Here is a 16,048-nt window from a genome sequence, read left to right as displayed (position 1 = left end):
AGCGTCGCGGTCAAACGTCATCCACGCAAGCAAAAACCCCCGGCAGTTTCCTGCCGGGGGTCTTTGTTTCAGATAGCGAATGCCCTGAGGCAGTCGATATTAGAACGAGCGCAGGATCTGCACCGAACCGTTGTAGATGTTCTGGTCCTGGACCGCGTAACCGCCGACCGGGGTCGCCTTGCCGGTCACTGCACCGTTCCAGAAGCCACCGAGTTTCTGCTCGAGGCGGCTGTAGGTGAATTCAGCCGACAGGGTCAGGTTCTTGACGGGGGTCCAGGCGGTACGGGTACCGATCTGGGCGACCGCGAAGTCGAAGTTGCCAGTCGAACCGGTGAGCGTGCCACCGTTGTTCGGACGGCCCGCAGCGAAGGCGGCGGCGAGCAGCGCGTTGCCGCCGTCACCATACGAGATGCTGCTGTAGCTGCCGAACAGCGACGTGCGCCATGCCGGGTTCCAGTAGTGCTCGTAGAAGCCGACGACCGACCAAGCTTCGCTCTGCTGGATCTGACCGTTCGTGCCGAACACACCGTCGAGCACGTAGCCGAAGGCGAGCGTGTTACCCGAAGCCGCGGCAAAACGACCGCCGCCCGAGGTGTCGGTGGTGCCTCCAGCCATAGCATACTTGGCTGCGCCCTTGGCGTAGGTGGCTTCGAGCTTCAGGCTGTCGCCAGCGCCGGTCGGGAGGTTCTTGAATTCGACAGCGCCGTTGACCGCGAAGCCATACGAGTCATCCGGGTGACCGCTGGCTTCGTTCGCGCCGTAGAATCCCGGGGTGATGGAGTGCATCGCAGCGCCGAAGTGCAGCGTGCCCCAGGCCTGGTCGAGGCGGAGGTTGCCGACCACGTCAGGAATATGGTTGCCGCCGTAGGAGTTGCCGACGAAGGTGTTCGACGACACGCCGTAGGCACCGGGGGTGTTGGAGCCGAACGGAGCCAGGATCGGATTCGCGTTGTTGTAGAGACCGGCATTGCGGTAGGGCGAGGCGTTCTCAAGCGAGATCGTGCCCGACACGCCGTTACCGAACGAAGCGGTATAGGCGATCTGCGGCAGACCGGTGCTGTTGTTCGAACCCGCCATGAAGCCCGACGAAATGTACGGCTTCGAGAGCGCCCACTGCGGGTCGAACTGCGAGACGGCCTTACCGAAGGTGAAGCCGGCGAACTGGATGAAGGCGTAGTCGACTTCGGTGAAGCCGCCAGCGATCGATTCACGGTTCTGCGAGAAGTCGAACTGGATGTTCGCGTAGGTACGAACGACGCCGTATTCGGTCGCGGTGCGCGTATCGGTGGTCAGGTTGATACGTTCACGGGTCAGGTAGAAGTCCTTGGTCCACACGCCGGCGCCGCCAGCACCACCCTGCCAGAACGGGGTGTCGTAGGCGTTCGCGTTGAACGACGTGTCCAAACGGATCGCGCCGCCGATCTTGATGCAGGTATCGGTGCCCGGGATGTAGTAGAAACCCGCGCCGTAGAGGGAGCAGATCTTCACGTATTCGACCGCTTTGGCCTTGACGGGAAGATCGGCTGCCTGAGCTCCGCCAACGGCGAGCAGAGCTGCCGTCGAGCCGAGGATAAGGCCCTTAATCGTCTTCATGTAAACCTCCAAGTTGCTTTAGGGAAGGTTCTGCAACGGGGTGGAGGCCACCCTGAAGACAAGTCCCCTTAATCCCTGACAACCCGCAAACGCTCCGAATCGCAAAACCCGTCGCACAAAACGTGCCGACGAGATTCAGGACGAACCACTTTACGGGACGACCTCGGGATGCCCCCCTCCGTCGCACCGAGACCATCTCCCAAGGTGTCTCGCTTCGCAACAATGGAACGCCTCAAAGCCGCCTCCATTCGGCCGTTTCCCAGCCTGTGTTGCTTAAATCACACGGACTCGTGAATGGGCATTCCTGGCAAGCCATTGCTTCAACGTAGGAATTTAGGACGCCACATTTCCGGTCGGCGGTCACGCCCGTAACGAGCAGAAACACGCTCACACTCGCATGCCACGTAACGGACCGACTTTCCGGTCCATGGGCCGAATCGTCTCGCATCTGCCCAGCGATAAATTTGCCGGCAAATGCGCGACGCCGGATGGCAATCGATAAACGCCTCCGGGCCCACTATTCCCGCAGCAAATGCACCATCGGCGGGAGCGGCATCGCAAGATTATAAAGAGTCATCCACATCAGACGTGTCCGATTTTTGCGAACATACGCCGCAGACCGCGATCTGGCGCTTGCGGCTCGCGACGGTGTCGGGCATATGCAGCAATGATGGAGCTGTGGCCGAGTGGCTGAAGGCACCGCTTTGCTAAAGCGGCATACCTCTCAAGGGTATCGAGGGTTCGAATCCCTCCGGCTCCGCCATTTTTCTTATATTCTATTGATATTGCTCGATATTCTTAAAATCGACGCTGTCGCGCTCGACGCACAGCCTCGGGAGGCTGAGCGAGCGCCAGACTGACGCAAGATCTGCGATTGCTGCCTTCAATGAAGATTGGGCAGCAAAGGCAATGCAGCAGATCGTTCGCCCAGCTTTTGAAGAATTGCGACCTCCATCTTGAAGCCCGCCGGTCGGCTTACAAAGATTGGCAGTGAAAAGGGAGCGTTGCGACTTACGCGAAACTCCTTGGAAAAAATCGGGGCTACGAGCAGTGCGTCCGGGTAGCCAGAGTCAGCACGAGAACCGTTGAAAAACCCGCCGGGTTGCTCCGGCGGGCCCGCAAATGTTGCGCGTCAGGGAATCCGGGCGACTTCTTGCGGCGCGGCAGGCTCCGTCCTGCCTGGCTTTTCGGTTGCCTGACTAACAGGCAGTTGCAGCACGATCGCCCTTTGTCCGGGCTTGAGATCTGTGACGAGAACGATCTTGCCGTTCGAGAATTCGAGCGCGTCATGATGATGGTGAGATTGGCCTACGTCGATTTGGCGAAAACGGGCCAGTCGATCGCCCACATTCCGGCGAAACACCCACCCATCGACCCGGACGTCGTGTTCAAAGGCGAGTTCGGTACCGGGACGAAGACACACTGCGACGTGAAGATCGTCGCAGCTTGCGAACCCCCGAGTTGTCGTGGAAGGAAATTTGGTCGACACCAACCTATCCGCCACCTCCGCGGGACGGGTAGCGACCGCGTGCAGGCTGTAATCACACATGGATGCGCTCCTATGGATGGCCACCCAGCAAATGCGCAACATTTTTGGACCGGGTTGGTTGCAGCGCCATGCAAAAAAATGCCGGCGTAGCTTCCGAAGCGAGCGCGCTTTCCGCTGATCTGAGCGTAACAATCATCGGCCGAAGCGTTTCCCGTCGCGCGCGGCGAATAATGATCGCTCGGCTTTCTGGCTACGCGCAGCGGCCCTCCCGTGCAGGCGTGTTTCAACACCAGCGGCCAAGAGCGGACAATCTTGCTCACTCGCGTGATCGGCGACAGCGAACAGCCGGAAAGACGATGTCGCGACGAGCATCATGCCTGACGCTCGCCGGCCACATTGCGAGATCTCTCCCTCTTACCGAACCAAGCGACGGCGTTCGTCCGGCGTCAGTTGATCGATGGCAGCCTGCTCGAGCGCACCCGCGCCGATCACCTGGACGGGGCTGCCCGGATTTTGCGAGCGGCGTTCATCGCGCTGGTCGCGCTTCCTTTCTTCATCGCCTTTCTGATCGCCTCCCCCGCCATAGCCCAGCACTTCGACGATGATCACCGAAGGATTGCTATTGGCGGCCTGCTGCGGCGTAGCCGTCTGCTGCGTCGCCGCCGTTGCATTGCTGGTGGAAAGGGCTGCGGTGATGCTGGGTCCCTGTACGGTCGGAACGCCAGACGATGCACCTTGCACCTGGATGTTGGCCGCGTTGACGATCTGCAATGCGGCGAGGTTGATATTGCCCGACACGCGGATGCCCGCCTCGCCCGCATCGATCGTGCCAAGCGGCGCGATCAGGTCGATATCGCCCGCTTTCACTTCCGGGATCGGATTGAGCGTGGCGATGCCGGCGCCGGCCGATGGCACCTGCGGAGACAGTGTCACGTTGCCGTAGTTGTCGTAGACGCGTTTCGGCGGTGTGTAGAGGACGGTAGTCTTGGCGCCACGGCCGGCGTTGATGTCACCCGATGCCGACCACGCGAGAATGTTGCCGCCGAAGGTCGTCATGATGCGCGACAGGCCGAGCAGCACGCTGCCCTGGCTGTAGATCTGGATGTCGCCCCGACCTTGCGTGACGACGCCCGACGTGCCCGCCGGCAACGTGCCTTCGACACCGACCACGACCTTGCCGGACGGTGCCAGCATCTGGATATCGCCACCGAAATTGGTGTGCACACCAGCATCGCCAAACATCGTGATGTCGCCGCGGCGCGCGATTGGATTGCCCTGGGCATCCTGGTCCGGGAACAGCGTTGCGATCATCTGGCGACCGCGCAGGTATGACCCGTAGCGCGAACTGGCCGCGTCGTTGTATTCGCGGCCACCTGCGGTGAGCTCGGCGAAATACACCTGGCGCAGGAAGATGCGTTGCTGCTCCGGCGGCAGTGCGGCAAAAGTCGCGCGCGCCTCCTCCACCGATCCAGCGACGTTGCCCCGCTCCTTGAGCCAGGCGATCAACTCGCCTTCATAAGTTTTGACGACCTTGCCGATCTGGTGGGCAAGCGGCACGCCGGCCGTCGCCAGATTGGCGGGATCGAGATAGAGCGCCGCGAGCCTGGCGTAGTCGGGTCCATTGACGCCGACACCGGCCATCATCGCGATGGAGGCGCCGGGCCGGTTGTCGCCTGCGACCAGCGGCCCGATCGAGGTGACCGAAGCCTGGTCTGCCTGATCGAGATTGCGCCCGGCCATCACCGCCAATGTGCCTGGCCCTGCGACCTGCACATTGGCGTAAGTAATGTCGCGGCCGGCTTGCAGCAGCGAGACGTCGTCGCTGTTGTTGTTCACGATCACCAGGTTGGGATTGATGATGTCGCCGCTGGCGCGCACCCGCGTCGCGATGCCGCTGCGATACCAGGTCAATTGTGTGCGGCCTGCAGACGTGACCGGCTCGAAGGTCCGGATCGTGCCGCTCGACAATCCGACGATGTCGCCATTGGCCGCATAGAACAATGCCGATGACGGATCGCCGGCGTGCAGCGAGGTCGTGCCGATGGTATCGGGGCCGAAGGCGAACAGCGGATATGTGTCGGGCACACCGACGACCGATTTTCCTTGGGAATCGACCAGCGATCCCTGCGGACTGGTATTGGAAAACGCGGCGCGGCCATCGGCCGAATAGCCGACAAAGGCCGCACGGAACGGGGTCGGAAGCGGCGCGTCCGAACCCGACATGCCGATCGTGTAGCCGCCGCCATAGATCGAGGTGCCCGCGAGCAATTCCAGCGCACCCCTGGCAGACGGTGCCAGCAGGATCGAACCGGTCGCCGGCGTCGATGCGCCGCTGGCCCCGTTGCCGTAGTAGATGCTGCCAGCGCCGGCGACGGCGCGCAGGATCGATGGATAGACGATCGCCGTATCGGCCCTATTGCCGGTATCGGCGTTGCCCAAATTGCTTCTCGCAGCGGTGTCCGGCTTGATGACCGCATCGGTGCCCGGCGTCAGGTTGCCGCCTGCGGACAACAGATTGATGGCCGTATGGTCGGTCCAGAGCGAGAACCAGCTCTGGCCGATGGTCGCCGTCCCGCTGGCCGTGAGCTTCGAGAGATTGCTGGTGAAGACACGGCCGGGGTCGGACGCGGTGCCGAGCACCAGATCGCCCGACGTGTTCAGGTAAATCGCGGAATCGCCCGGCAACAATTCGATGCCGCCCTGGCTGTTGGCGACGGTCGAAGTGAAGGGATCGACGGGACGCACATCCGTGCGGTCGCCGTCGAAGCCGCGTAGCGTGATCTGGTTGGCGCGATACAGCAGATTGATGCCGCCAACTGCCGTGGCCGACAGGGTCGTCAGACCGCGCAAGTTGGTCAGCGTACCGTTGAGGCCCGTATTCTGGCTGTTCGACAAGCGGCTGCTCGCGAACTGAACCGCGTCGAGATTGGGGTTCAGCACGCCGCCGATCTTGATCTGCAGATCGCCGCCGCCGGTCAATGTCAGATTGCCCGATGCATCGACACGTCCGGTGCTGCCCACCGCAACAACCAGCGCCTGACTGCGCGGCGCAGCTGCCAAAACAACATCCCCTCGCGGCGTGATGATGCCGGCATCCCCCGCGGCGTTGATGGTGATGTTGCCGCCGCCGAGTGTGCCGAAGCCGGTAAAGCCGGCCATAAAGGGCAGTTCAGGCAGGCCGTTGATCGGCGATGACGTATAGGCACCGAAATTGATCCACCATGCAGTTGCGATGCCGGATGAATCGGTGACCGCGCTGCCAGTGCCCTGTCGCCACAGCCAGTTGCCCACGCCAGAGCTATTCACGTTGTTCTGCGTCATCTGCCCCCAGACGTCGCCGACGAGATCGCGGCCGACGCGAATGTCGAGATTGCCACCCTGCTCGGGATACCAGGCCTGATAGGTGCCTGCCGCGGCGTCATAGATCGCCGGCAAAACCCCGTTGACACTCTGGCCACGCGGCAGGTTGAAGGGGTTGTTGCCGGCACCGTCCAGAATCGCGGCGGACTGCGTTCCGGCGGTGTAGACGCCGAAGGCCGAATTCATCCGCAGGTCGCCAGCGGCCACCATGCCGAGGTCTCCGGTTCCGGTGCGGACCACGCTGAATGCAGGCGACAGATAGTCCACGGCGGTCACGTCGCGGATCGGGGTGCTGACGAAAACGCACAAGGTCGGAGCGATATCGCAGTAGATGCTGAGATCGCCGACCGGGTCGCCTGCATTTCCAAGCCCGGCATCGGCGGCTTCTTGCGTCCACGCATAGTAATCGCCACCAGCCTGCACGACTGCCGTGGTCAGGTTGGAATGTGTGTCGGCGAGAATGATCGAACCACGGGACGACGGATTGGTGGCGCGGCGATCCGCCGAGGCGAGGTCCGCACCGGCCGTGAGCTGTATGCTCCAGCTCGTCGTGCCTTCGGGCAGCATCGGCGCAACTGCCCAGTTATCGCTGCGCGCGGCGCCCGGCCGCAGATCCACAGCAGAATCGCCCGGTAACTGGACATTCGTTCCCGACGGAATGACAGAGCCGCGCGCCAGCGTGGTCTGCACCACCGTCTTCATGGCGACCGGCAATACGACGTTCTTCGGCCAGACCAGCGCCGCGACCTCGGCAGCGGCGCGCAGCGGCGTGCCCGCGCCAAGCTTCATGCCCGCATCGGCGACGAGATCGGCTGTCAACACGGTGCCGGCCGCAGCCCGGATGCTGCCATCGGCATTATAGACATTCGCGGACAGCACGGTACCGGCTCCGAATGTATAGCTTCCCGTCAGCACCGCATCCACCGGCAGCGTCGTGCCGACCGGCAGAGTCATGGCGGCAACCGAGATATCGAAGTTCAAAGCGGCCTTCATCGGAAACACGGTGCCGATATCCAGCACGACGCCATCGATGGGGATGGTGATGTCGGCACCATAGGCAATGTGTCTGTCGAACTGTGTCAGGCTCAATTCCGACAGGTACCAGCCCTTGTCCGCCGGCGTGGCAGCCGGCGGTGCGAAGCCGTCGGTGATGCTGCCATAGACATGGAGGTTGCCGGCCGCGCGCAGCACCAGCGCGCCCGGTTCGCCGAAGCCGCGCCGGGCTGCGCTGAGAGGCGTGGAATCCGGACCATAGCGCCAGTTCGACAGATCGATATCGCCGAGCACGGTCAGATTGCCGTCTGGATTGACGGCACTGTTGCTGACGATCTCGACACCCGGACGCAGGTGATAGTTGCCGAGACCGGCGAGGCGCGCCGCCAGCGCTCCGTTGGCGAGAGCCGCATCGATATAGGTTCGGCTGTGACCGTCGATCGTGTTGAGATAGTCTTGCGTGATCAGCTGCGTGGTTTGTCCCGCAGCATCCGGCGTGGGCGCCATCGGCGCATCGTCGTAGGTCCGGAAGCCATGCACCGCGATCGTCTTGGCGCCGAGGATCGTCGGCGTGCCCACGACATCGACCGCCACATCGTTACCGCCGATACGGGGCGCGTTCAGCGTCAGCGTGCCGCGCGCCACGCCGTCGTGATGCGCCGCGTCGGATGCGCCGAAGCGCAGATCGATCCGTGCGGCGCTGCCAAGGGTCAGCGTTCCGTCGCGCGTGGTGAGATCGACGATGGCCCGGTTCGGACTGTCGATGATCTTGCCATAGCTGTCGCGGCGGATGCCGGTGGCATGCGCATCGAGCGTGCCGTTGACGATCAGGTTGTCGCGCGCCGCAAGGCGGATCGTACCGACCTCGAAGCCGCTGGCATCGATGCTGCCGTTGACGGTCAGGCTGCCGCCATCGGCCGTGATATCCACGTTGCGGGCACGCATCTCGTCGCCGATGACGATGTCGCCCTGCTTGATCTGGAAGCGCCGCGCGCCGAAGACCTGACCATTGGTGAGACGGGCATTCAGTCCCGCGAAATCACTCACCGCCTGCGCACGGACCGTAATTTCCGATCCCGCGGCGGGGACAAAGGTGCCGCCTGCATCATACCACCCGCTGCTGCTGCCGAGAATGGTCCCTCCGAGCGCGACCTGCCCGCCTCCCGTACCGAGCGCCATGGCTTCGATGGAGCCGGCATTGTTCAGCACTGCCGAAACGTCGATGATCGAGCCCACCGTCTGCGTGATGTTGCCGCCGGTGCTGGCCATCACCAACCGGCCGCCAGCGCTGTAGCGATTAACCTCGAAGTAGGAGAGCTTGCGGCCGGCCAGATCGATACGCGAGCGATCGTCCAGCAGGATGTCGCCAGTGGCGTTCAACGTCAGTTTGCCCGAGGACAGTGCGATGGCACCGTCGATGCGGATATTTTGCGCTGACAGGCTGAGTTGCGCGCCCAGGCTCGTGGACGTTCCGGTCGCGCCGCCGGTGGGCGCCAGCACGGCGATGGTGCCGCCTGCGGTGATCGCATTGTCCGATCCCGAGATGCCGGTCAGCACCGGCGCAGTGATGCTCAGGTTGCCGCCGGAATACTGGTAGCCGGTCACGGCATCGTAGCTGCCCTGCTGCTGGTAGACCTTGAGCATTCCCTTGGCATTCGACGTGACGCTTTCGGACGCTGTCAGGTTGATCGCGCCGAAGCCGAGCGCCAGACGCTCCGCCGGCATGATCGCGATCGGCTGGGTGCCGCTGGCATATCCGAGAATGATATTCTTCGCGTTGATATCGAGCGTGCTGCTCCCCAGCAGGCCGCCGATGACGGCGCCGGGTGTATTCGGCGCATAACCTTCCGACAGATATCGCGACGGCTTCTGCGCAAGCCCCGTCCAGACGAATTGTTCGGTCGTGATGACGGCGCGATCCCCCGCGCTGCCATAGCCATAGATCGCTGGCGTGCCTATCACCAGCTGGGCAATCGAGGATTTTCCGGTCGCGGGATCGAAGGTATCGAGCACCACCGAACCAAAGATATTGACGGAATCCCGCGCCGTGATCGTCAGCGTTTCGACCTTTGGCACGTTGGCAGCTGCGTTGCCCGCCAGCAAAGTGTTGAGAATGCCCTGATTGAGCGACAGACCCGCCGGCAATTGTCCGTTCGCGGTCGCCTGCTGCAGGGCCGCGTCGCTGCCGAGATTGACCGACGATACCGCCAGCGCCAGATTCCTGGCGCCATAGACCGTCTGCGGCGTCAGCGTGAAGGCCTTGTCGGTGGCGATTGCCAGCGTGCCTTCGGTAAGGATCGAGGTGATCCCGCTGCAGCCGCCGCCGGCGCATTCGCCGATGCGGATCGGACCTGGAGAGGAAAATCCCTCTGCCACCGGCGGCAGCAGATTGATCAGTCCGTTGGAAACGGCCACCACGCCAGCCGTGCTCGCATTGAACACAATGCCGTTGGTGGAGTCATAGACCGCGCGGCCACGTCCGATCGTGTCGATGGACGCGCCCTGCTCGATCGTGATGCCGCCCCATGTTGCGTAGGACATCAGGAATATCTCGGCGCCCGTCAGATGCGCGCCACTCCGCAGGTCGACGACATTGGCTTGCGCTTTGAAGCTCGCGAAATTCTCGGCATAATCGAGTTGAAGAGCACCGCCGACCAGCAGCCGCGGCGCGCCGAGCGCATTGAGATCGTCGGCGTGAATCGACAGGCCGGTATAGCCGGCCGTCGGCGCCGCGCCAGTGCCAAGGATCTCGATATATTGCGCCACCACCGAGGTGGTGCCGCCGAAGCCGGCACTGCCTGCTTCCGGATTGAAAAGCGCCGTGCCGTCGAACTTGAACATCGACACTCCGGGCTTCGGTCTCGAATAGAAGTATTCGAGCCTCAGCGTGCCGGCATCGGCGGCGATCTGTCCGCGCATGCCGCCGAGCCTCGCCGCGTTGGCGACGGTGTAGGCGTCGTAGCCCGTCTCGTTATAGGTCGAATGGCCGCGCACCGTGGCCGCCGAAGTGATGATCAACTGGCTTGGCAGCGTATTGCGGATCGCCGTATTGGCGATGCCGAGATAGCCGGCGCTGATCGTGCTGCCATTGCCCAGCGTCGCCGTATTGCCGACCACCGCACCGGTCTTGCCGATCCCGACGCGGAACGCGCCGGGCATCAAGGCATAGGTGGATGGCAGCAGCGTATAGGTGCCGGCCTTGAGGGCGCCAGCATCCTGCGTCAGCGTGATCTGCTGGCCGACCAGCGGATTGCCCGCTCCGGCATCGGCAGTAACCGGCGCATAGGCGTCGCCGAAAGACGGCACGATCGCATAGACGCTGTTGCCGGCAGCACTCAGCGGGAACGTCGGATTGGCATTGACGAACGGGGTGCGCAGCACGTCCACGGAACCACCGCGGCCGCTGATGAAGCCGGCCCCCGTCAGCATGCCACCACCGGACAGGTCGAGCAGTGCGCCGGCTTCGCCAATCACGCTGTCACCGTTCAGGCTGATGCTGCTGGTACCGAGCGCACGCGGTTTGATCGCCGTGCCGTTGTAGCTGTAGGACACGCCATCAGTGGTGCCACCATAGGGCATCATCACGCCGGCACCGCTGACCGAGGTCACGCTGCCTGGCAGCAGGGACAGCAGACTCGCGCGTGCGGTACTGTTGCCGCGGTTATCCGAGCCGAGGATCAGATTGCCCATGGGGGCGCGGACAACGCCGCCCTGCAGGATAGTATCGCCGCCGAGCGCGAGCGTTCCGAACACCGATTGCGGAGCTGCAACGGCGGTACCGTAGCCGTTGATCGTCAATACGCGGCCTGCCGCATAAGCGCCGCTGGTCGCGCCCGCTAGCAACTGCGCGTTGACGTCGCTGGCCGGATAGATTTGCGCTGCCGTCAGCGTCAGGTCGCCGGGCGACGCCAGTTCGGTGGTGGTGGCGCCGCTGAGCCCCATGCCGGACTTGCCGCCCAGCAACCGCACGTCGCCGCGGCTGGTGACGTCCACATGGCCGAAGCCACGGCGATCCATCGTCACCAGTGCGCCCGACTTCATCGCGACGGTGCCGCGCGCGCCGAAGCCGACGCGGTCGCGGATCTCGACAAGATCGGCCGTGACGGAGAACCGCGCATCGCTGCTGCGGCTTGAGGGGCCCTTGCGCCAGGTCACCGTTGGCATGATCTGGAAGTCGCCCGGTATTCGGGTGGCGCCCGCCAGGCGCAGGTAGGACGTGTTCAACGACACGTTTGAATTGCTCGCCGCGGTCTCGGTCAGCGCATAGCTGCCGGCATAGATCCGCAGGCTCTGCGCCGCCGACAAAGTGACGTCGCCGTCGAAACTGAGAATGCCGTTGACCAGCAGCGACAGCGTGCCGAAGCCGCCATCGGCCACCTGATTGGCGCCGAGCCGGCCGGTACCGTAGCGCAGCGCCGGATCGGCCGCGTTGGGCACGAGATCGGCAGCAAGACCGCTGCCGCGATGGATCTGCGAGACGATAAATTCGCGCGGCACGCGCACGGCATCATCCGCCGCCGCGTTCACGCTAAGCACCGGAGTCTCCAGCGCGATCGCCAACGTGCCGCCCGCCGCACCGGCACCGCCGGCCTGCGCCCGCATCATGCCGTCGAGATACAGGCTGCGCGACGATTTGAGCACGATCGTGCCGCCATTGCTGGCCACATCGGTTGCCACGAAACCGTTCGGTCCCAGCACGTCGATCACCGCATGGGTGCCGGACGCATCGAGCAATGCACCCGATCTGATGATCACCGCGATATCAGGCGCCGTCGTCGATGCTCCCGTCGTCTCCCAGTCGATGTTCCCGCCGATGGTGATGGCGCCGCCGTCGAGTACTTTCTCGGAACCACGGCCACGACCGTCGATCGCAGTTACCGCAATGCCGGCGACATCGAGCACCGCCCGTTCGCCGATCCAGATCGAGCGATTATTCTCCCTTGCTGACGGCGACGTCGCCGCAGAGGTCAGCGCCGTCACGATATCGATGGCAATCTTGCCGGATTTGGCATGCAGCGCGCCATCGACGGTGATCTGGCTGGTGCCGCCGCCGATCAGGCTGATGCTGCGTCCGGCATCCACCGTGATCTGCGCATCGGCGCCGATCGCGATGTCACCGCCCTCGAACTGACGCTGCGAACGCAGAACGAGATCGGCGCCCGCGCGCTGGACAATCTTGTTCGACGGGAACGGTGCCAGATAGAGCGGCGGCGTCCACAATTCGCGGCCACCAGCGCCGGCGACGCCTTCCTGTCCGGGAGCGACCAGCGCGTAGACCGGAACCGTGACATCAAGCACCGTTCCTGCAACGACCGAAAGGCCGGCATGGCCGTTGATGTCGTAACTGGAGAAGCCAGACTTGAAGCGCTCGACATCGAGCACGAGCGCCGAGCCGGGTGCAGCCGGACTGCCGATCATCACGGCTGATCCTGATTCAAGCTTGAGCGTACCGCCGCCGCTGAAACCATAACCCGAGACAGCACCTGCCAGCCTGAGCGATCCGCCGCCGGCGACGCTAAATCCGTCGATATCCGCCGACAGGGTCACGTCGCCGCCGCGACCTCCCTTGATCGATCCGTTACCCAGCAACGCCGCACCAGAGGACACGTCGATCAGGCTGCCAGCTTCTACCGCGATATCGTGCGTGGAGGTCAGCGACAGCGCGCCACCGTCCAGATAAGCGAGCTCACTGGCCGCTCCGTCCTGCAGCTGGTTGGTCCAGCCACCACGCAGATCGATGGTCGCACCACCATGAATGGTTAGTGTGGAGGCCCCTGCGAGCGTCAGCGGGGCCGCGAGGCCGCCGGCATTCGATGCCACGAAAACATTGGTCGCGTTGACGCTGCCCGATCGCGCGGTGATGTCGGCCTTGATATCGATCACCGGCGCGATCAGATTGACTTTGCCGCCATTGGCGAGTTCGAGCGATGCATCGACGGTGATGGCGCCGCGGGTACCGAGATCGAGGCCGCCGAGCTTCTGCGCGTTGAGATGATCGGCATCGAGCCAGACGGTGTTGCCGCGCTCCGCCGGCAATGCTGCTGTCGCGCCATTCGCAAGACCCGCGGTCACATTCGCAACAGTGGAAATGCGCACGTCGCTGGCGTACAGATCGACGCGGCCCGTGGCGTCGTATTTGCCGAGCGCCAGCGTGCCGTTCTGCGCCACGGTGGACTGGGCGAGCTTGTAGCCATCGCTGACGCCATTGGCACGCTTCGTCGTCTGCCGTTCCCCGGCAACCGTGTCAGCGATGATATCGGCCTCGAACACCGCGGTCGGCGTCGACAGGTTGAGCCGGCCGGCATCGCGGCCGACGGTATAGCCGGCCTCATAGCGCCAGGTTGAGGACCGCGATAATGGCGAGGTCCAGACCTCGGTGAGCTGATCCGAGACCTTGCCCTGGATGTTATGCATGCGCACGAAGCCGCCGGCCGCCGCCACGAACTTCATGTCGGCGGGCGCGTTGTCGAAACTGTAGAGGCGGCCGTCGGTGCCGATCAGCCGCGTCGCGTAGATCCGGCCACCGTCATAGCTGACCGATCCGCCGGAAATATCGAACCTGGCGCCCTGCTGCGCGATAACTTCCGGCGCTGCCAGCGTGATGCTGCCGCCGAGCGCCGTCCATTCGCCGATGGTATGGGCGGTGTTGGCGAGGTAACCGCCGAGTTCGAGCAGGCCGCCTTTGGTGTAGTAACGATCGCCGGCATAGCCGCCGGTGCCGGCCGGCACCAGCACGAGATCGCGGATGTCGATCCAGACATTCTTGTTGAGCAGCGCGCCGCTGTCGCGGTTGACCGGCGAGTCCCGGAGTTCATTGCCCTGGATATTGACCAGCACCTGGTTGGCCGCCATCGGCCGCACGGCGCCCCGCACGCCGGAGACGTCGATGCTGGCGCCGGTCTCGGTGAACACCCGCGTGCCGGCGCTGACGGCGACCTGGCCGCCTTGCGCCATGGTCTGCGACTGGTTGCGGAAATTGACCACGCCGCCGGTGACGATCTCGATGCGGGACTGGTCCTGGCGGTCCGCCAGCAGCGACAGATTGTCGAACGCGCCGGTGGCGCTGCCGGCGCGCAGCAGATTGGCCGCTGCCGACGATGCGACCAGCGCGTCGCGCTGGCTGTCCAGCGCGGTCTCGCTGCTGTCGAGTTCGGGCAGGATCGCGGTGACGCTGCCGGCGCCCAGCGTGACGCTGCCCTGGCGGTCCGCCGCCGCGTTGAGCAGATGGATGGTGCCGCGGGTATTGACCGAACTGGAGGCCAGCAGCACGCCGTCCTGCGCCAGCGTCCGGCCGGCCAGCGTGATGTCGCCCTGCTGGGCGAAGATCAGGCCGCTGTTGCTGACGCCGCCGCTCTGGCTGCCGACGCCGATCACCGGCGATAGTTCGATGCCGCGCGTCGTCGATGCGGCATTGCCCTCGGTGCCGAAGCCGCGGCGCAGGATGAAGTCGTCGCCGGCGGCGAGCAGCGTCTGCCCCTTCGGGGTGGCGATGCTGCCGGCATTCTCGACCTGCGATCCGATCAGCAGCACGGTGCCGCCGCCCGACGTCACCGACGAGGGTGCACGGGTGCTGATCGCGGCGCCGGCCTCGACCACCACCTTGCCTCCCGCAACGGTGAAGCTCGGCGCATAGATGTTGCCGGTCTGGGTGCTGTAGATGCCGTTGGCGAGGAACTGACTGTCGGTGATGCCCGCGGTCGATGCGATCAGCGAGCCGACATTGACCTGGCTGCTGCCGCCGAAAATGATGCCGCTTGGATTGATCACATAGACATGGCCATCGGCCTTGATGGTGCCGAGGATCTGGCTCGGCGCCGTGGCGTTGTTGACGCGATTGAGCGCGACCCAGTTGGCATTCCCCTGCTGGTCGAAACTCAGCGTGGTGCGCGCGCCGACATTGAACGACTGCCAGTTCAGGATCGCCTGTTGCGTGGTCTGCCGGATGCCGACCTGGGTCTGGCCGCTCGCATCGACGCCCTGGGTCGGCGCATCCGCGCCGCTCCAGCCCGCCGGCATATTCGGCAGCAGGCCACCGGCGCCGAGGCCGTTCGGCACATTGACCGGCGCCGTCATGGACGTTTGCCGCGTCGCCGCTGCAGCACGTGCCGCCGCCTGCAGCGCCTGTATGTCCTGCACCGCGCGCGCGGCGCGCGCCAACGAATCCTGCGACTGCCGCCCTGCAGCCGCGGCCTGCTGCGCCGCCAGCGCGGCAGCATCGGAGGCGATGTTCGGCGCCGACACCACACCGCCGCCGCTGCCGTTCAGCGAACGGGCATGGACCAATGGCATCGACATCAGGAGCGCAGCGGCACTGACCGTGGTCAGCAATGCGCCATAGCGCGAGAGAGCCTGAAGTTTATTGATGTTCGACGCCATGATTGCCCCTCATACGGCGCGACCGAAGTCGAACCGAGACCGTTCGATGGAAGGGACCAAAGAGAGGAACATCAATATCCACGCCCAGCACCGGCAGCTCTATCGCCGCAATGCCAATCGCAAATGACTTCAACGCCCTGTACCTGATCTCTTCTGATTGCCCCTAAGACGGTCCGAGGCAGCGCGGGACTGAACCGCGTCACAAAAATTTCGCAAATAACAATACGGGCGGGATCG

General features: G+C 64.1%; 3 protein-coding genes and 1 tRNA gene. 1 reads left to right on the top strand and 3 read right to left on the bottom strand.

Annotated features, from left to right (window positions below; all coding sequences use genetic code 11):
- Window positions 1-99 precede the first annotated feature (99 nt).
- Window positions 100-1,593 carry a porin gene (locus AC1RLZ_RS02670; protein ID WP_493187355.1) on the bottom strand — a complete coding sequence of 498 codons (1,494 nt, stop codon included), beginning with the start codon at window positions 1,591-1,593 and terminating at the stop codon, window positions 100-102.
- A 672-nt stretch (window positions 1,594-2,265) separates the two neighbouring features.
- On the opposite strand from AC1RLZ_RS02670, the gene AC1RLZ_RS02665 reads away from it, so the two are divergent.
- Window positions 2,266-2,356 (top strand) — tRNA-Ser (locus AC1RLZ_RS02665).
- Window positions 2,357-2,725: 369 nt separating this feature from the next.
- On the opposite strand, the gene AC1RLZ_RS02660 is transcribed toward AC1RLZ_RS02665, so the two are convergent.
- Window positions 2,726-3,142, bottom strand: coding sequence for a hypothetical protein (locus AC1RLZ_RS02660; protein WP_493187354.1), 417 nt, complete (start codon window positions 3,140-3,142; stop codon window positions 2,726-2,728).
- A gap of 354 nt (window positions 3,143-3,496) precedes the next feature.
- Complete coding sequence (locus tag AC1RLZ_RS02655) at window positions 3,497-15,811, bottom strand: filamentous hemagglutinin family protein (protein ID WP_493187353.1); 12,315 nt, start codon at window positions 15,809-15,811, stop codon at window positions 3,497-3,499.
- Between the last annotated feature and the right edge of the window lie 237 nt (window positions 15,812-16,048).

Source organism: Tardiphaga sp. GW822-FHT04G09, assembly GCF_058800725.1.
Note: the sequence above shows the minus strand (reverse complement) of the source record. Positions and strands in the feature narration are given on the sequence as shown.

Excerpts from the sequence above, each read along its gene's own strand:
- AC1RLZ_RS02670 (WP_493187355.1), bottom strand. The coding sequence starts at position 1,593 with ATGAAGACGATTAAGGGCCTTATCCTCGGCTCGACGGCAGCTCTGCTC.
- AC1RLZ_RS02660 (WP_493187354.1), bottom strand. The coding sequence starts at position 3,142 with ATGTGTGATTACAGCCTGCACGCGGTCGCTACCCGTCCCGCGGAGGTG.
- AC1RLZ_RS02655 (WP_493187353.1), bottom strand. The coding sequence starts at position 15,811 with ATGGCGTCGAACATCAATAAACTTCAGGCTCTCTCGCGCTATGGCGCA.